Origin of the sequence: Bradyrhizobium sp. AZCC 2230, assembly GCF_036924495.1 — a bacterium.
Taxonomy (GTDB): domain Bacteria; phylum Pseudomonadota; class Alphaproteobacteria; order Rhizobiales; family Xanthobacteraceae; genus Bradyrhizobium; species Bradyrhizobium rifense.
Window position 1 is genome coordinate 971,821 of record NZ_JAZHRS010000001.1, and the last position, 16,989, is coordinate 988,809.

A 16,989-nucleotide genomic window follows, 5' to 3' on the forward strand; every position below is an offset into this window, starting at 1 on the left:
TGTGCCTCAGGGGGCGAATGGGGAATAGCGAATGGCGAATAGGGAAGAGTAACTATTCGCTACTCGCTATTCGCCACTCCCTCACTCAATAATAACCAGCGGTTCGCCGAACTCGACCGGCTGGCCGTCCTCGACGAGGATCTGGGTCACCGTACCGGCGCGCGTCGAGGGGATCTGGTTCATGGTTTTCATCGCTTCGATGATCAAGAGCGTCTGGCCGACCGAGACTTTCGAGCCGACTTCGACGAACGGCTTGGCGCCGGGCTCCGGCGCCCAATAGGCGGTGCCGACCATCGGCGAGGTCACGGCGCCCGGATGCTTCGACATGTCGGCCGCGGCAGCAGCGGGTGCGGCGGCAGGCGCAGCGACAAGCGCGGGCGCTGCATGCGCGACCGGAACGGGCATGGTCGCGGCGACGCTGATGTTGCGGGCGACGCGCAGCCGCAGGCCGGCGCGCTCGATCTCGATCTCGGTGAGGCTGGTCTCATCGAGCAGCAGAGCGAGCTCGCGGACGAGTGCGGAATCCTCGCTGGAAAATTTTGCGGCTGCTTTGTCGTCTGGCTGGCGCGCCATGTTCTTTGATCCGAATGTTCTGTGTGAGGAGGGAGCGTCAGGCTTTGGGCTTGATGCCGACCTTGGCGGCAAGGCCCTGGATGGCGAGGCGGTAGCCCTCGATGCCGAAGCCGCAGAGCGAGGCGAAGGCCGCACGCGCGGTATAGGAATGGTGGCGGAAACTCTCGCGGGCGTGGATGTTGGTCACGTGCACTTCGACCGTCGGGATCTGCACCGCGAGCAGCGCGTCGTGCAGCGCGATCGAGGTGTGGGAATAACCGCCGGCATTGATGATGATGCCCTTCATCTTGCGAGCGTGCGCCTCGTGGATGAAGTCGATCAGCTCGCCTTCGCGGTTGGACTGCCGGCAGTCAGCCTTGAGGCCGAAGGTCGCGGCCGTCTCCCGGCACAGCGCCTCGACGTCGGCCAGCGTCGCGTGGCCATACTTCTCGGGCTCGCGCGTCCCCAACATGTTGAGGTTCGGCCCGTTGAGAACGAGGATCGTGTCGGTTGCTGGTTCGGCCATTCGTGTCCCGGCGCGTGTTTCGGCGTGGCGGGGGTTATAGGTAACAAAGTGACCTAGGGGAAGCCTTGAAGGGCCTCCGGGACCGCTTCAGGCGCCTCATCCAGTTCGCAAAAACCTGTGCGGAAACTACGGAAATTGCTTGTTAACCAGTCCAAAGCGGGCAGGACCCGCGGGGGAGGCCGTCCAATCGGCCAAAAGCCCCTGCCGATCGCTCGGCAAGGGCTCATTTGGGTATCAGCGAATGGGCTTAGCCTTCGATGATGTAGACGATCTCGCGCGTCTGCGGACGGACGATGATGTACTGGCCGTGCACGAAGATCACGTCATAACCGCGCCATTCCGGGTAGATTTCGACGATCCGGGCCGGGAGCGGGTGGAAACGGACGTTCGCCGGGACGGCCGTGCCGACCGAAATGTTGAAGTTGACGTTGGTCGTCTCCTCGATCTTCTCGGACTTGATCGCCGTTGAGATCTGGGTCCGCTTCTCCGGCGGCGGAGCGGCGGTTGCCGAGGTCGCGGCGTTGCCGGTCGTGGTCTGCGACTTGCTGTCGGTCGCACCCGGACGGTTCTCGGCATTGTTGCTCTTGGCGGCGCCGGCCTTGTTGTCCTCGGCCTTCATGTCCTTGCTGTCGGACTTCGTGGTCGAGTCAGAGCTCATGCTCTTCGACTTGTCCTGGGCGCCCTTGTCCTGCGCACTCTGGGCGCGCTCACCCTTGGCCTCTCCCTTGGCCGCGCCGGCCTTCTCGTCAGCCGCGTTCTTGTTCATCGCGCCAGACTTTTCCATGCCGCCGGACTTCTCCGCCGCGCCGGATTTCTCCATCGCGCTGGGCGACTTCTCTTCGCCCGGCTTCATGGCGCCGCCGGCCTGGCCGACTGTGCCCTTCTCCTTGGTCATGGCGCCGCCATGCTCAGCCGCAGCGCCCGAAGGCTGCGCATGCTGCGTCGGCTGCTGCTGCGTCGGCTGCGCGCCGGCGCCGCTGTTGTCGTTCTTCATCGTGCCTTGTGCGTTCGCCAGACCGGTGCCGGCGATCAGTGCGATTGCGGCCACCGAGATCATAAAGCGGTTCGACATTGAATTCTCCTCACGTGTTTCTTTTGCGTCATTGCCCGCGCCGACAACGGGAGGAGGTGTCACTTGTTCCGGAACATCTGCTGTTCCGCGGGATTTGTTTGTTGAACGCCAGATGAATGAGTTTGCAGGATTGCGCCAAGGTTGGGCGCAAAAGCAAAAGGCCGGCTTTTCAGCCGGCCTCGTCGCATGTGTAGCAGCGGTGTGGAGTGCCGTTCAGCAGGTCGCTTTGCCGCAGCGGGCAACGCCGATCTTTTCCTTGAGACCGTCGAGGCCGACGGCGCCGACCACGATCTGCTTGCCGATCACGTAGCTCGGCGTGCCGTTCATGCCCATCGCTTCGGCGAGCTTGAAGTTCTCCTCGATGGTGGCGCGCACCTCGGGGCTCGCGATGTCCTTCTCGATCTTCGCGGTGTCTAGGCCGGCTTCCTTGGCCGCCTGCAGCGCGCGGGCCTTGTCGGCCGCACCGCGACCGCCGAGCAGCTTCTGGTGGAAGTCGAGATATTTCTTGCCGGAGGGATCCTGCATGCGCACGGCGACCGCGACCTGCGCGGCCTCGACCGAGCCCTGGCTCAGCACCGGAAACTCCTTGAGCACGACCTTCAGCTTGGGATCGGCCTTCATCAGGTCGAGCATGTCGCTCATCGCGCGCTTGCAGTAGCCGCAATTGTAATCGAAGAACTCCACGAAGGTGACGTCGCCGTCCTTGTTGCCGAGCACGACCTGGCGCGGCGAGTTGAAGATCGCATCCGAGTTCTGCGAGATGCTGGCCTCGTGCTTCTTGGTTTCGGCATCAGCCTGGCGCTTGCTGAGCTCGGTCATGGCTTCCTCGAGCACCTCGGGATGGCTGACGAGGTAGTTCTTGATGATCGCCTCGATGTCGGTGCGCTGGGCATCCGAGAAGCTGTCGGCCGAAGCCGGTCCCGTTGCGCCGAAGATGGCGAGCGCAAACAGCGCGGGAGCAAGCAGGCGCAGCGAAGGCATTGGCAAATCCTTATCCAGAGCAGGTTTCGAAAAAACGTCCCGGCGGACTTAATCGGAGTGTCGTGACGTCAAAGTGGCGGATGTCGTGATCGGGCTAGTTGCGTGGCGGTTTCGACGCCACGATGTCGTCGGCCTTGACCCATCCGGGCGTGCCGACGGCGAAACGGGTTTTCGCGCGCGTGGCGAGCTCGCGAGCGGTCTTGTTGTCGCCGCGCAGGTAGGCGGCCTGGGCGGAGGCGAGATCCGCCTCGGCATAGTCTCCCTTTCGGCCATAGGCCATCGCGAGCTGCATGTAGCCGAGGGGGGCTTCGGGCTCCCGTGCCACTGCGGCACGGAGAATCCGAACGGCGTCGTCCGTGTAGGCCTTATTATCGGTTCCAACCAGAGCCTGCCCAAGTAACATCTCGATGAGGGGCGCATTGTTCGACAGTGCGACGGCCTTGCGCAGGGGGGCGATCGCGTCGGCCGGCTTGCCGCTCTCCAGCAGGGCCTGGCCGCGGACCTCGTAGAAGTACGGGTTGTTCGGCTGCACCGCGATCAACGCGTCGATCTGGGTCAGCGCGCTGCGCAAATCGCCGTGCAGATAGGTGCTGATGGCGCGGGCATAGCGCGCCGGCATGCTGTCATTGGTCAGGGGATAGCGGCGGTACACCGTTTCGGGCCGCTCCATGAAGGCGGAGATTTTGGCGCGCACCATGTCGTGGCGGAGCTGGAGCGCGGGATCGTCCTTCTTGTCCCAATAAGGGCTGGTGCTGGCGAATTCCTGGAGCGCCGCGACGCGCTCGGCGGGCATCGGGTGCGACTGCAGATAGGGATCGGCGCCGCGCGCCGCGAACAGGCTCTCGCTGGTGAAGCGCTTGAAGGTCTCGTACATGCCCTTCGGCGATTGCTGGGTCGCGGTCAGGAATTTCACACCGGCGCGGTCGGCGTTCTCTTCCTGCTGGCGCTGGTAGGACAACAGCGAGCGGCGGATCATCTCCTGCGGTCCGGCGATCGCAGCCGCGCCGGCATTGGCGAGCCCGTTATTGCCACTGCTGGAGCCACGGCTCGCACCCGCGACAAGCGCGCCGGCGCCGAGCAGCATGGCGATGATCATCTGGGTCTGGGCATTGGCGAGCTGCTCGCGCATCTTGGACAGATGGCCGCCGGCCAGATGCCCGGTCTCGTGTGCGAGCACGCCGATCAGCTGGTTCGGCGTCTCCGACTGCAGGATCGCGCCGTAATTGACGAAGATGCGGCGGCCATCGGCGACGAACGCGTTGAACGAGTTGTCGTTGATGATCACCATCTGGATGTTCTGCTTCTCCAGACCGGCGGTGCGCAGGATCGGGCGCGTATATTCGCGCAACAGCTGCTCGGTTTCGGTGTCGCGCAGGACCGGCGGCCCTCGGACTTCCTGCGCCTGCGTCGCCGGGACCGGCAGCAGCGCGATCGCAGCCGCCGTGACGAGGGCGGTGAGGGCGGAAGCCTTCTTGCGCAATGCGATCTGGAGCAACATCAAACGGTCTGGGTCAAACGGGCTTGGTAATGCAGTTTTTGTGATTGGTTTTGGCGATTGGCGGCGGACCGGATACGCGATATGCCCTTATGAGCCGTATAATGCGGCTAGTCTGGGGCGCAAGTGCCCTGTTTTTCCGGACCGAACGGACCGGTCCGCCAGCGAAATAGCAGAAATCGATGCACGATGCGACATTGAGGAACCGGGTGGGGCAGTGGCTCGAGCCCTCCCGCCGCAGTGATGTTCCCCCGTTCATGGTGATGGACGTGATGGCCGCGGCAGCCCGGATCGAGGCGGCCGGCGGCCATGTCATTCACATGGAGGTCGGCCAGCCCGCGGCCGGCGCGCCGAAGACCGCGATCGCGGCGGCGCAGGCCGCGCTCGAAGCGGGGCGGATCGACTACACCTCGGCGCTCGGTATCCCGTCCTTGCGCGAGCGCATCGCGCGGCACTATCGCGATGCCTATGGCTGCACCGTCAGCCCGGAGCGAATCGTGGTGACCACGGGCTCCTCCGGCGGGTTCATTCTGGCCTTCCTGTCGATGTTCGAGCCTGGCGATCGCGTCGCGGTGACAGTGCCGGGCTATCCGCCGTACCGTCACATCCTCACTGCGCTCGGTTGTGAGCCGGTGCTGATCGAGACCACCAACGACACGCGTCATGCGCTGACCGGCGAGGCGCTGCTCGCTGCTCATCGCAAGGCGCCGCTGAAGGGCGTGCTGGTGGGCAGCCCCGCCAATCCGACGGGAACGATGATGTCCCGGGAGGCGCTCACCGGGCTGATCGCGGCGTCGGAAGATGCGGGCATCCGCTTCATCTCCGACGAGATCTATCACGGGCTCGACTATGCGTTTCCGGCGGTGACGGCGGCAGAGCTGTCGCCGCACGCACTCGTGATCAACTCGTTCTCGAAGTATTTTTGCATGACGGGCTGGCGGGTCGGCTGGATGGTCGTGCCCGAGATCCTGGTGCGGCCGATCGAACGGCTGCAGCAGAACCTCTCGATCTCGGTGCCGTCGTTGTCACAAATCGCGGCCGAAGCCGCCTTCGACGGCGCGGCCGAGATGGAGGAGATCAAGCACGGCTATCAGGAAAACCGGCGCATCCTGATCGAGGGATTGCCCAAGGCGGGCCTCAGCAAGTTCCTGCCGGCGGACGGCGCGTTCTATCTCTATGCCGACGTCTCGGACTTCACCTCCGACAGTTTCGACTTCGCCAAGCAGATGCTGGAGAAGGCCCACGTTGCCGCAACGCCGGGCGTCGATTTCGATCCGATCCACGGCCGCTCGTTCATCCGTTTCTCCTATGCCCGATCGGCAGCGGAGATGCGCGAGGCAGTTGACCGGATCGCTCACTGGCTTAAATAGCCGCCAGTTTCGAACAGCCTTCCGGAGTGCATCTTGTCTGACCGAACCGTCCAGTCCGCCGCCACATCGCATTCTCCTCTTGCCGCAGTGATGTGGCCGACCCGACCGGGTGAGACCGTCGGCGCCTTGCGCGCCGCAGTCCTTGTGGCGCTCGGCTCCGCGCTGATGGCGCTGTCGGCCAAGGTGAACCTGCCGCTGCCTTACGTGCCCATGACGTTGCAGACCCTGGTGGTGCTGATGATCGGTGCGGCCTATGGCTGGCGCCTTGGTAGCGCAACCATGGTCGCCTACCTCGCCGAGGGTGCGATGGGGCTGCCGGTGTTCGCCGGTCCGGTCGGTGGAATTGCACCGCTGGTCGGCCCGACCGCCGGTTATCTCTACGGCTTCGTGCTGGCCGCCTTCGTCATCGGCTGGTTCGCCGAACGCGGCTGGGATCGCAACGTCGTGGCGCTGTTTGCGGCAATGGCGATCGGCCACGTCGTCATTTTCATCGCCGGTTTCGGCTGGCTGGCCTACGGCATCGGCCTTGGCGCGGATAAGGCCTGGCTGGTCGGCGTCGCGCCGTTCATTGCGGCCTCGGTGGTCAAGAACGCGTTGGGTGCTGCGCTGATGCCGGCGGTGCGCCGGATCGTCGACCGCCGCGTCTAGAACTCACCATACGCAATGGTTCCAATTGACAGAGCCGGCCAAGTTGATCTTGGCTGGCTCTAAATTTTAAGGGGGGAGGAAACAATGACAACGACAACAATGACCGGCGCGCCGGCCGCACCGAGCGCGGCCAAGCCGTGGTATAAAATTCTCTACGTCCAGGTGCTGATCGCCATTGTCCTCGGCGCCATCGTCGGCTGGCTGTGGCCGACGGTTGCCACCAACGACTGGATCAAGGCGCTCGGCGACGGCTTCATCAAGCTGATCAAGATGGTGATCGCGCCGATCATCTTCTGCACCGTGGTCTCCGGCATCGCCCACATCCAGGATGCCAAGAAGGTCGGACGCATCGGCGTCAAGGCGCTGGTCTATTTCGAGATCGTCTCCACCTTCGCGCTGGTCATCGGCCTCGTCATCGGCAACGTCGTCAAGCCGGGCGCGGGCTTCGGCAGTGCAGCGGCCAATGCGAATGCCGTTGCCAACTTTGCCAAGCAGGCGGAAGCGCAGAAGTCGGTCGACTTCATCCTGCACATCATTCCCGACACCGTGGTCGGCGCCTTCGCGCAAGGCGAGATCCTGCAGGTGCTGCTGTTCTCGGTGCTGTTCGGCTTCGCCATCATGGGCCTCGGCGAGCGCGGCCACGTGATCCGCAGCTTCATCGACGATGCCGCGCATGCGGTGTTCGGCGTCATCTCGATCGTGATGCGCGCCGCACCGCTCGGCGCGTTCGGCGCGATGGCCTACACCATCGGCAAGTTCGGCACCGGCGCGATCCTCAATCTGATGGGCCTGATCGCGACGTTCTACCTGACCGCCGCGCTGTTCGTCTTCGTCGTGCTCGGCACCATCGCGCGCCTTGCCGGTTTCTCGATCTTCAAGTTCCTGGCCTACATCAAGGACGAGCTGCTGATCGTGCTCGGCACCTCGTCGTCGGAAAGCGCGCTGCCGTCCCTGATGGAGAAGCTGGAACGGCTCGGCTGCTCGAAATCGGTGGTCGGCCTCGTGGTGCCCACGGGATATTCGTTCAACCTCGACGGCACCACCAACATCTACATGACGCTGGCGACCCTGTTCATCGCGCAGGCGCTCGGCTTCGATCTCACCTTCGGCCAGCAGCTCACCATCCTGGTGGTGGCGATGCTGACCTCGAAGGGCGCCTCCGGCATCACCGGTGCAGGCTTCATCACGCTGGCCGCGACGCTCGCCGTGGTCGATCCGCGGCTCGTGCCGGGCATGGCGATCGTGCTCGGCATCGACAAGTTCATGAGCGAGTGCCGCGCGCTGACCAACCTCTGCGGCAACGGCGTCGCCTGCGTGATCGTCGCCTGGTGGGAGGGCGAGCTCGACCGCGACAAGCTCAATGCACGGCTGAGCCGGCAGATCGATCCGACCGACCTCGAGACCGCGGTGACGACGGACTGATCTGCAAGCTGCATCTGGCGGCGTAATGCGCCGTCAGGCCTTGAAATAGTAGGGCTGGTCGAGATCCTCGATCAGCCCTTTTTCTTTTGGCGCCCAGCCGAGCAAGGCGCGCGTCTTCGCGCTCGATGATGGGACGTCGACGGCTGCAAATCGCGCGAACCAGCCGAAATGGTCGGCCGCTTCGTCCTGCGATTTCGAGACCACGGGCACGCCAAGCCTTTTGCCGATCACCTCGGCAATCACCTTGAACGGGATGCCTTCCTCGGCGATCGCATGATAGCGCGGGGCGGTTGCGCCTTGCTCGAGCGCGAGCCTGTACACGCGCGCCGCATCGAAGCGGTGTCCGGCGGGCCAACGATTGCTGCCGTCGCCGATATAGGCCGCCACGCCTTTCTCGCGCGCGAGGTTGATCAGGATCGGCACAAAGCCGTGGTCGCCCTCACCATGAGTCGTCGGTGGCAGCCGAACCACGGCGGCGCGGACGCCGTCCAGCGACAGCGCGGTCGATTCCGAAACGCGTGGGAAGCCGTGTGCCGACTCGTCATCTTCTGTCGCGAGCCGTCCGGGCGCCAGCAGCGCCACGCCCGAGGTGACGATGAGCGGGCGGTCGGAGCCCTTGAGCTCCTCGCCGAGCGCGAGGATGGCGCGGCGGTCGAGCTCGCAATTGTCGAGAAATTTCGAGAAGTCGTGGTTGAAGCCGAGGTGCAGCACGCCGTCGCAGCCGGCCGCGCCGCTGCGCAGGGAGGCGTGGTCCTCCAGCAAGCCGCGGTGGACCTTCGCCCCCATCGCGGCGAGCGATGCGGCACCCGCATCGGAGCGGGCGAGGCCGGTGACGCTGTGGCCGGCGGCGATCAGGTCGGCAACGACGGCGGAGCCGACGAAGCCGGTGGCGCCTGTGACGAATACACGCATGAGCAGTTCTCCAGGGTTGGTGGAGGGCAGCATCTGCGCTAGGATTATCCGGGTAAAGTAGTGACATTATCAGGGTATAATAGCTAACAGGATGAGCGAGACCTCCAGCGAGAACCTGCTCGGGACCTATCTGAAGGACCGCCGTACCCGGCTCGACGCGGCCGCGTTCGGCTTTGGCGGCAGCCGTAGGCGCACGCGGGGGCTGCGGCGCGAGGAGGTGGCGCAACGGGCCAATATCAGCCCGACCTGGTACACCTGGCTGGAGCAGGGTCGCGGCGGCGCGCCGTCAGCCGATGTGCTCGACCGGATTTCCGGCGCGCTGATGCTCACCGACGTCGAGCGCGAGCATCTGTTCCTGATCGGGCTCGGCCGTCCGCCCGAAGTCCGCTACCACGCGAGTGAGGGCGTCTCGCCGCGGCTTCAGCGCGTGCTCGATGCGCTGGAGACCAGCCCCGCCATCATCAGGACCGCGATCTGGGACGTCGTTGCCTGGAATCGCGCGGCCACGCTCGTGCTGACCGACTATTCAAAACTCCCGCCCGAACGGCGCAACATCTTGCGGCTGATCTTCAGCGAGCCCAACATCCGGGCCGCGCAATATGATTGGCACAGCGTGGCCCGCTTCGTGGTCGCGGCGTTCCGGGCGGATGCCGCGCGGGCCGGTGCCGTCTCGCATGTCGCCGACTTCGTCGACGAGATGTGCCGGCTCAGTCCCGAATTCGCGAAGCTGTGGTCCGACAACGACGTCCGCAACTATGGCGAGGGCGTCAAGCATCTGCGCCATCCCGTGCTCGGCCCGGTCGCGTTCGAATATTCGGCCTTCTCGGTCGACGGCCGGCCCGATCTCGGCATGGTCGTCTACAACCCGGCGACGCCGGCGGACGCCGAGCGCATCAGAAAAGTTCTCGTCACGCATATCGACTGACGGAATTCGCGGCCCCGCGCGTTTAACCGGCATCTCTGATGTCGAAGGGGCGGGCGGTATCGTGGACAATGCAGCTGTTGGTCAGATTGTGCTTGAAGCGGCGGAGCATTTTTCGGCCGGTCGGCCGGATCAGGCGGAGGCGCTCTGCACCGAAGCCTTGAATGTGGAGCCGGACCATGTGCCGGCGCTGCATCTGGCCGCCGTTGCGGCCTTCGTCACCGACCGTGCCGCCGACGGCGCCGCGCTGCTCAACCGGGTCTTCACTATCGATCCCGATCACGCGCCGGCGCTGGTCACGCTCGGCGATGCGCTTGCGGTGAAAGGCGAGCACGCAGGCGCCGTGGCCGCATTCCAGCGCGCGCTGCGCGGGCGGCCCGATGACGCCGGCCTGCACAACAAGCTCGGCGTGGCGCTCGGCGAGCTGTCGCGCTTCGGCGAGGCCGAGACCGCCTATCGCCGTGCGATCGCGCTCGATGCGCATCTGACGCGCGCCTGCTTCAACCTCGCCCTCGCGCTCGCCGGGCAGGGACGGCTGATCGAGGCGGAGGATTCCTATCGCGCCGTGATCGCGCGCGAGCCCGCCTTTCGCGGCGCCTGGATCAATCTCGGCAACGTGCTTGCGGACCAGAACAGGTTGGGCGATGCCGTGGCCGCCTATCGCCGCGCGCTCCAGCTCGATCCCAACGATGTCGGCTTGATCTGCAATCTCGGCGCGGCGCTCTGTCGGCAAGGATTGCTCGAAGAGGCCATCGTCCAGTATCGTCGCGCCGTCGACCTGGCGCCCGACAATGTTGCGGCGCTGCGCCTGCTTGGTCTCGTCCTGCATGAAGCCCGCCATTTGCAGGAGGCCGCCGATATCTACCGGCAAACATTCGCGCGCGATCCCGCAGATCATATGGTCGCCACCAATCTCGGGGCCTGCCTCTCCGATCTCGGCGAACTCGACGACGCCGTTGCGGCCTGCGAGCACGCGCTGCGGCTCAAGTCCGATCACGCGCCGGCCTATACGAATCTCGGCATCATCTTCGAGAAGCAGCAGCGCGTCATTGATGCGGTCGCCGCGCATCGCTGCGCGGTTGCGACCGATCCGTCCTATGCCAAGGGCCACGCCAATCTCGCGGTCGCGCTGCGCAACGCCGGCGAGATCGACGAGGCGCTCGCGGTCTCGGCACGTGCGGTTGCGCTTGATCCGGAGCAGCCGCTCGCGCAATACAACCACGCGCATTTCCTGCTGATGAACGGCCATTTCACCGAGGGTTTCGAAGCCTATCGGTGGCGCCGCAAGTGCAAGACACTGTCGGACGGCGATCCGACTTTCAGTGAGCCGGAATGGCAGGGCGAGCCGCTTGCGGGGCGCACCTTGCTGGTGTTCGCCGAATACGGCCTCGGCGATGCCCTGCATTTCGTGCGCTATCTGCCGATGGTGACAGGGAAAGGCGGCAAGGTCCTCCTTCAGGTGCAGCCCGCGCTCGCCGCGCTGCTGCGGCAATTGCCCGATGTCGCCGTGATTCCCCGCGGCGAGGCGCTGCCGCCGTTTGATCTGCAGGTGCCGCTGATGAGCCTGCCACGTATATTTGGCACGACGCTCGACAATCTGCCTGCGGACGTTCCGTATCTGCATCCCGACACCGAGAAGCTGTCGCGCTGGCAAGCCGTGCTTGGTCGCGAGACGCGGCTGAAGGTCGGCGTGGTCTGGGCCGGCAATCCCAAGCACAAGGGCGACTGGCAGCGCTCGCTGTCGGCCGAGGCGGTCCTGCCGCGGCTGGTGATGCCGGGCGTGCAGCTCTACAGCCTGCAAAAGGAGCCGCGCGCGGAAGACGCTGCGGTGCTGGCGGCGCTCGGCGGCGACATCATCGATCTCGCGCCTGCGCTCGGCGATTTCGCCGACACGGCGGCGGCCGTGGCCGCGCTCGATCTCGTCATCGCCGTCGACACGTCGGTTGCGCATCTGGCCGGCGCGCTGGGACGTCCGGTGTGGATGCTCACGCCCTACGCGCTCGACTGGCGCTGGCTGCGCGATCGCGAGGACAGCCCGTGGTATCCGACCATGCGGCTGTTCCGTCAGCGCCGCCCCCGCGAATGGGATGACCCGCTGATGCGTCTGACGGCCGCGCTCTCAGTGCTGGCCGCGAAGGCGGAGAGCTAGAACCGCTCCGGCCGGTATGGCGTCGGATCGATTGACGGCGTCTCGCCGTTCATCATCTCCGCGAGCAGGCGTCCGGTGGCGGGGCCGAGCGTAAAGCCCTGGTGACCGTGGCCGAAATTCATCCAGAGGCCGGGGTGGCGCGGGGCGCGCCCGAGCACGGGCACCATGTCGGGTGTGCAGGGACGGGTGCCGAACCACGGCTCCGGCTCGGCGCGCGCGCCAAGATCGATCAGCTCGCGCGCGGAAGCTTCGGCACTGGCGAGCTGCACCGGCGTTGCCAGTGCATCCGGCCCCGTCAGCTCCGCGCCGGTGGTGATGCGGATGCCCTTGGCCATCGGGCCCATCGCATAGCCTTGGCCCTTGTCGACCAGAGGCAGATCGAGCGAGGCGCCGCCGCTGTAATGCATGTGGTAGCCGCGCTTGCGCACCAGCGGAATCCGGTAGCCGAACTTGTGCAGGAGATCCGGCGACCAGGGCCCCAGCGTCACGACGGCGTTGGCGGCATCGATGCGGCCATTGTCGGTGTTGACCGACCATCCGGTCGAGGTCTGCTGCAGCGACTGCGCATCGCCGAGCACGATGGTGCCGCCGAGACGCTCGAACAGGTTGGCATAGGCGGTGACCAAAGCGCCGGGATCGGACACGGTCCAGGTGTCGAGCCAATGGATTGCGCCGGGGAGATCGTCGCGCAGGATCGGCTCGGCCTTGGTCAGCTCGCTGCCCGAGAGCACGCGAAAATTCACGCCGAACTCGCGGCGGTCTTCCTCCGCGGCCTTGATCGAATGGTCGAGCGCGGCAGCATCGCGAAACAGCGCGCGATAGCCGGCGCGGCGGATCAGATTGTCGGCATGGGCCTCACGGATGAGGATGTCGTGCTCGGGCGTCGCATAGGCGATCAGCTGGGCCCAGGCGGCGATCGCTTCGCGATGCCGCTTCGGCGCCGAGTGCCACCAATAGCGGAGCAGGGGCTCGACGTGGCGATGCAGCGAGGACAAGCTGTAGCGCACGTCGTTGGTGCGGCCGGTCGCGATCTTCACGAGCGAGGCGAGATCGCGCGGCATCGGATAGGGCCGCACCGCCTCCGCCTGGATCATCCCGGCATTGCCGTAGCTGGTCTCGCGGCCGGGCTCCTTGCGGTCGACCAGCGTGACGGTCCAGCCACGTTGCCTCAGATGCAAGGCGGCACCGACGCCCACCATGCCGCCGCCGAGAATGATTGCGCTTTGCATCGGCAGAATTCTCCTGTCAGGCCGGCTTCGGCACAAGCCTGGGCTGCGCCGTGTTGATGGTGGCGGCGGCGACGACGGACAACGCGGTCATTGCGACCAGGAACCCGAAGGCGGCATCGAACGATCCGGTCCCGGTCACGATGAAGCCTATCGCCGCCGGTGCGACAAAACCTGCGCTTTGGCCGCCGAGATTGACCATGCCGACACCCGACCCGATCTGATCGTCACGGAGGAGTTTGGTCGGGAGCGCAATCACCGCGGCCAGCACGAAGGATTTGAAGAAGTAGACCAGCGACTGATAGACGATCAGCACCGTGATCGTCTCCGCCTTGTACATGGCGTAGAGGAAGATGCCGGTCAACGCAGAGCTGCCGATCAGGAGATATTTCTCGCGCTCGGCAAAGAACGTGGTCATGACCCAGCCGCCGATTGCGGTTGCGAATGTCGCCATCACGAACGGGATCGGTGCCACCACGCCGACGGTCTTGAGATCGAGCCCGCGTTGCTGGAGCAGATAGAGCGGCATCCAGGAATCCAGGCCCTTGTTGACGCAGCTCAGGCCGAACCACACGACCATCAGCTGCCACAGCAGCGGATTCTTCATGAGCTCGCGCATCGGCGCGCGGGGCTTCGCCGTCACGGCCCCCATTCCGATACGAGCGAGATGCGGAACGAAGACGAAATAAATCACCGCGAAGAGGACGCCGGCGATGCCGATGGTATTGAAGGCATGACGCCAGCCCAGCCAGAGGATCAGCGGCGCCATGATCAGCGGCGCGATCATGCTGCCGGCATAGTTCGACGACAGCAGCAGCGCCGACATTTTTGGCCGGCTGTCCTTCTTGAACAGCTCCGCTATGGCGCGGATGCTCGCCGGCGGAAATCCGCCCTCGGCGATGCCGAAGATGAAGCGGATCGCGATCAGCGAGGTCAGCGACCAGGCCAGGCTGGTGAAGGCCGTGAAAATCGACCACATCACGATGGTGACGATCACCACATATTTCGAGCCGAAGCGGTCGGAGAGCCATCCGCCCGGCACCTGCATCGCGGCGTAGCCCAAGAAGAACGCGCTGATGACGATGCCGAGGTCGGCGGCCTGGAGATTGAAGTCCTTGCCGATCTGCGCCAGTGCCAGCGAGATCGCCGCGCGGTCGACATAGGAGATGCAGTAGGCGACATAGAGCAGGACGAATGCGACGATGCCGGTCTTGCGATTCGACAATTCGGCCATGCAGATCTCCGCTTTGCCGGCGACCCGGCGGTCATGCCTGCTTGCTTGATCTATTCCCAGGTGAGGAAGCCGGGCGCGGACGACAGGGGCGGCGCCGCCGCCAGTCGCGCCAGGTCAGGCACCGGCCGGCACAATTGGGCATCGCCCGCAAATGCAGCCTCCAGGCTTGCGGCAATTGCGAGCACGATGGCATCGCCGCCGCGCGGGCCGACGATCTGCAGCCCGAAGGGCAGGCCGGCTTCGTCGACGCCGAGCGGAATGCTGATCGCGGGATGGCCGGGAAGCGTGACTGCATAGGCGAGCGCGAGCCAGTGGAAATAGGATTTCGTCGGCGCGTCGTCGATCTCGGCGGGATAGAGTTCCGACCACGGCCGCGGACTGAGCGTGATCGTCGGGCTGATCAGCACGTCGCAGGTTTCGAAGAAGCTTTGATAGGCGCGATAGATCCGCGTCTGCGTCGTCGCGGCACGCCCGTGATCTCCAAGCGTGTAGCTCAGGCCTTCCTCGACATTGGCGCGGACATTGGGGCCGAGCATCTCGGGCCGCTCTTTGTAATTCTTGCCGTGCATCGCCAGGAACAGGCTGGCGCGCAGCACGGCGAAGGCATCGTCTGCGCCGGTGCAGTCCGGCGTCGCCTCGCGGCTTTCGGCGAACAGCGGCGCAAGCCTGTTCACGCGATCGCGGAACACGCGGCGGATGGCCTGCTCGGTCGGCGCAAAGCCGAAATCCTCGGTGAAGGCGAGGCGCAGTTTGCCAAGCTCTGCGGGGCGCGGCGCGGACCAGCGCTCGGCGCGCCCGCGCAGGGGCTCGCCGGGAAGCGTGTAGGCGAGCGGATCGCGGGCATCGTCACTCGCCATCACCGACAGCATCAGCGCGGTATCGGCGACGTTGCGGGCCATCGGTCCGTCGGTCGACAGGTTGGACCAGCCGAAGGCGCGCTTTTCGCTCGCCACCAGGCCATAGGAGGGACGCATGCCGACGATGCCGGCATAGCCCGCGGGATTGCGCAGCGATCCGCCGGTGTCGGAGCCCGAGGCGAGCGGTGCCATGCCGCAGGCGAGCGCGACCGCCGATCCGCCGGAGGAGCCAGCCGCCGAGCGCAAGGGATCGAAGGGATTGCCGGTCGCACCGAAGACAGGATTGCGGGTGTTGCCGCCCGCCGCCCATTCCGGCGTGTTGGTCTTGCCGAAGATGATGGCGCCCGCCGCCCGCAGCCGCGCGACCGAACCCTGGTCGGCAGCCGGGACATTGTCGCGCAACAGGGGACTGCCGTAGGTCGAGCGCATCCCGGCGGTGTCTTGCGTATCCTTGATCAGGACGGGAAGCCCGTGCAGCGTACCGTGATCCTCGCCGCGCAGGATGCCGGCCTCAGCCTTCTTCGCGGCGGCACGTGCACCAGGCTCGTCGAGCGTCACGACCGCATTGACGGCGGCATTGGTGGTGGCGATGCGGGACAGGCAGGCGTCGAGCAGCTCGACGGGCGAGATCGCCCGTGCGGCCAGCAGGCGGCGCAGCTCGACGGCACTCGTGTCGCAAAGTTCAGACAACGCCAAGCCCTTTCAAATTATGAAAACGATTTAGCATATCGGAAAGTGCGTTTGGCGCACCAATATTCGTCAAATCCGGGCATTTCATGCACAAATCCTAGCCTTCATGCCCAGGAGGCAGCCTGGAGAGGTATTTCGTGGCGGATCACGCCGAAAAGATTAGACCGATCGGTCAATATTTTTTCCCGGAGGCGTGCTAGAGTTGCTGCATGAGCGAGATCACGACGCCCGAAGGTGCCAACTCCCAGCTCGGCCAGTGTCTCAAGGCTGCGCGCCAGGCGCGCGGCCTGACGCTCAAGCAGGTAGCGGAGCGGACGGGGATGGCGCTGTCGACCCTGTCGAAGGTCGAGAACGGCCTGATGTCGCTGACCTACGACAAGCTGCTCCAGCTCACCTCCGGCTTGAAGATGGAGATCGCGGAGCTGTTCAATCCGGCGGTCGCAGCGCCTGTGCAGGGCCGGCCGGTCACCGCGCGGCGGAGCATCAGCCGGGCCGGGCAGGGGCAGCTGATCAATACGAAGTTCTACACCTACACCTATCAATGCACCGACCTGATCGGCAAACGCATGGTGCCGATCGTGGCCGAGGTCCGCGCGCGCTCGCTGGACGAATTCGGTCCGCTGCTGCGCCATGCCGGCGAAGAGTATTTTCTGGTGACGAGCGGACGCGTCGCTGTTCACACCGAGTTCTACGCGCCGGAGATCCTTGGCGAGGGCGACGGCATCTATCTCGACAGCACCATGGGCCACGCCTACCTCAACGCCGGCGAGGCACCGTCCGCCATGGGCGTCTGTCTCTGCACCAGCGAGGAGGCGCCTGATCTCTACGACCAGCTTCGCCAGATCGCTTCGCGCGAGGTGGCGCCGCTCGGCGACGACGAACCGCTGCCGTAACGCTCAGGCGAGGCGTGAAATGGAAACGCCCGGCTTGGCC

Annotated in this window: 15 protein-coding genes; 6 read left to right on the forward strand and 9 right to left on the reverse strand. The window is 65.3% G+C overall.

Going from position 1 to position 16,989, the window contains the following annotated elements:
• Window positions 1-81: 81 nt before the first annotated feature.
• The 5 genes from accB to V1280_RS04655 form a co-directional block, all read right to left on the reverse strand.
• A complete protein-coding gene (gene accB, locus V1280_RS04635) occupies window positions 82-573 on the reverse strand; it encodes an acetyl-CoA carboxylase biotin carboxyl carrier protein (protein WP_334519614.1) in 492 nt (163 codons plus the stop codon).
• 37 nt (window positions 574-610) lie between these two features.
• The gene (gene aroQ / locus V1280_RS04640) at window positions 611-1,078 is read right to left on the reverse strand and encodes a type II 3-dehydroquinate dehydratase (protein ID WP_212427781.1); all 468 of its coding nucleotides are present in this window, start codon (window positions 1,076-1,078) and stop codon (window positions 611-613) included.
• A gap of 247 nt (window positions 1,079-1,325) precedes the next feature.
• Window positions 1,326-2,150 carry a DUF1236 domain-containing protein gene (locus V1280_RS04645; RefSeq protein WP_334519617.1) on the reverse strand — a complete coding sequence of 275 codons (825 nt, stop codon included), beginning with the start codon at window positions 2,148-2,150 and terminating at the stop codon, window positions 1,326-1,328.
• A 213-nt stretch (window positions 2,151-2,363) separates the two neighbouring features.
• Window positions 2,364-3,131 carry a DsbA family protein gene (locus V1280_RS04650; protein ID WP_148770425.1) on the reverse strand — a complete coding sequence of 256 codons (768 nt, stop codon included), beginning with the start codon at window positions 3,129-3,131 and terminating at the stop codon, window positions 2,364-2,366.
• A 94-nt stretch (window positions 3,132-3,225) separates the two neighbouring features.
• Complete coding sequence (locus V1280_RS04655; protein ID WP_334519623.1) at window positions 3,226-4,629, reverse strand: M48 family metalloprotease; 1,404 nt, start codon at window positions 4,627-4,629, stop codon at window positions 3,226-3,228.
• 179 nt (window positions 4,630-4,808) lie between these two features.
• Here V1280_RS04655 and V1280_RS04660 point away from each other — a divergent pair, with 179 nt between their 5' ends.
• The 3 genes from V1280_RS04660 to V1280_RS04670 all read left to right on the forward strand — a co-directional run bounded on the left by V1280_RS04660 (window position 4,809) and on the right by V1280_RS04670 (window position 8,066).
• Window positions 4,809-5,996, forward strand: a complete 1,188-nt coding sequence (locus tag V1280_RS04660; RefSeq protein WP_334519625.1) for a pyridoxal phosphate-dependent aminotransferase — start codon at window positions 4,809-4,811, stop codon at window positions 5,994-5,996.
• Window positions 5,997-6,086: 90 nt separating this feature from the next.
• On the forward strand, window positions 6,087-6,644 hold the full coding sequence (locus tag V1280_RS04665; protein ID WP_334538174.1) for a biotin transporter BioY: 558 nt from the start codon (window positions 6,087-6,089) through the stop codon (window positions 6,642-6,644).
• 84 nt (window positions 6,645-6,728) lie between these two features.
• Entirely contained in the window at window positions 6,729-8,066 is a 1,338-nt protein-coding gene (locus V1280_RS04670) for a dicarboxylate/amino acid:cation symporter (protein WP_334519628.1), read from the forward strand.
• Window positions 8,067-8,099: 33 nt separating this feature from the next.
• On the opposite strand, the gene V1280_RS04675 is transcribed toward V1280_RS04670, so the two are convergent.
• Window positions 8,100-8,978, reverse strand: coding sequence for an SDR family oxidoreductase (locus V1280_RS04675; protein WP_334519631.1), 879 nt, complete (start codon window positions 8,976-8,978; stop codon window positions 8,100-8,102).
• Window positions 8,979-9,069: 91 nt separating this feature from the next.
• On the opposite strand from V1280_RS04675, the gene V1280_RS04680 reads away from it, so the two are divergent.
• On the forward strand, window positions 9,070-9,903 hold the full coding sequence (locus V1280_RS04680; protein ID WP_334519634.1) for a helix-turn-helix transcriptional regulator: 834 nt from the start codon (window positions 9,070-9,072) through the stop codon (window positions 9,901-9,903).
• A 61-nt stretch (window positions 9,904-9,964) separates the two neighbouring features.
• Window positions 9,965-12,049, forward strand: a complete 2,085-nt coding sequence (locus V1280_RS04685; protein ID WP_334519637.1) for a tetratricopeptide repeat protein — start codon at window positions 9,965-9,967, stop codon at window positions 12,047-12,049.
• Here V1280_RS04685 and V1280_RS04690 read toward each other — a convergent pair.
• From V1280_RS04690 to V1280_RS04700, 3 genes are read right to left on the reverse strand one after another with little or no spacing between them, the layout of a single operon-like run.
• Window positions 12,046-13,278 (reverse strand): NAD(P)/FAD-dependent oxidoreductase, encoded by a 1,233-nt coding sequence (locus tag V1280_RS04690; RefSeq protein WP_334519640.1) that lies wholly within the window; start codon window positions 13,276-13,278, stop codon window positions 12,046-12,048. The two genes, V1280_RS04685 and V1280_RS04690, sit on opposite strands and share 4 nt — an antisense overlap.
• A 16-nt stretch (window positions 13,279-13,294) precedes the next feature.
• Entirely contained in the window at window positions 13,295-14,509 is a 1,215-nt protein-coding gene (locus tag V1280_RS04695; RefSeq protein ID WP_334519642.1) for an MFS transporter, read from the reverse strand.
• 50 nt (window positions 14,510-14,559) lie between these two features.
• Window positions 14,560-16,056 (reverse strand): amidase, encoded by a 1,497-nt coding sequence (locus V1280_RS04700; protein ID WP_334519644.1) that lies wholly within the window; start codon window positions 16,054-16,056, stop codon window positions 14,560-14,562.
• Window positions 16,057-16,265: 209 nt separating this feature from the next.
• Here V1280_RS04700 and V1280_RS04705 point away from each other — a divergent pair, with 209 nt between their 5' ends.
• Window positions 16,266-16,949 carry a helix-turn-helix domain-containing protein gene (locus V1280_RS04705; protein ID WP_334519647.1) on the forward strand — a complete coding sequence of 228 codons (684 nt, stop codon included), beginning with the start codon at window positions 16,266-16,268 and terminating at the stop codon, window positions 16,947-16,949.
• The last annotated feature ends 40 nt before the right edge of the window (window positions 16,950-16,989 follow it).

Excerpts from the sequence above, each read along its gene's own strand:
- accB (WP_334519614.1), bottom strand. The coding sequence starts at position 573 with ATGGCGCGCCAGCCAGACGACAAAGCAGCCGCAAAATTTTCCAGCGAG.
- aroQ (WP_212427781.1), bottom strand. The coding sequence starts at position 1,078 with ATGGCCGAACCAGCAACCGACACGATCCTCGTTCTCAACGGGCCGAAC.
- V1280_RS04645 (WP_334519617.1), bottom strand. The coding sequence starts at position 2,150 with ATGTCGAACCGCTTTATGATCTCGGTGGCCGCAATCGCACTGATCGCC.
- V1280_RS04650 (WP_148770425.1), bottom strand. The coding sequence starts at position 3,131 with ATGCCTTCGCTGCGCCTGCTTGCTCCCGCGCTGTTTGCGCTCGCCATC.
- V1280_RS04655 (WP_334519623.1), bottom strand. The coding sequence starts at position 4,629 with ATGTTGCTCCAGATCGCATTGCGCAAGAAGGCTTCCGCCCTCACCGCC.
- V1280_RS04660 (WP_334519625.1), top strand. The coding sequence starts at position 4,809 with ATGCACGATGCGACATTGAGGAACCGGGTGGGGCAGTGGCTCGAGCCC.
- V1280_RS04665 (WP_334538174.1), top strand. The coding sequence starts at position 6,087 with ATGTGGCCGACCCGACCGGGTGAGACCGTCGGCGCCTTGCGCGCCGCA.
- V1280_RS04670 (WP_334519628.1), top strand. The coding sequence starts at position 6,729 with ATGACAACGACAACAATGACCGGCGCGCCGGCCGCACCGAGCGCGGCC.
- V1280_RS04675 (WP_334519631.1), bottom strand. The coding sequence starts at position 8,978 with ATGCGTGTATTCGTCACAGGCGCCACCGGCTTCGTCGGCTCCGCCGTC.
- V1280_RS04680 (WP_334519634.1), top strand. The coding sequence starts at position 9,070 with ATGAGCGAGACCTCCAGCGAGAACCTGCTCGGGACCTATCTGAAGGAC.
- V1280_RS04690 (WP_334519640.1), bottom strand. The coding sequence starts at position 13,278 with ATGCAAAGCGCAATCATTCTCGGCGGCGGCATGGTGGGCGTCGGTGCC.
- V1280_RS04695 (WP_334519642.1), bottom strand. The coding sequence starts at position 14,509 with ATGGCCGAATTGTCGAATCGCAAGACCGGCATCGTCGCATTCGTCCTG.
- V1280_RS04705 (WP_334519647.1), top strand. The coding sequence starts at position 16,266 with ATGAGCGAGATCACGACGCCCGAAGGTGCCAACTCCCAGCTCGGCCAG.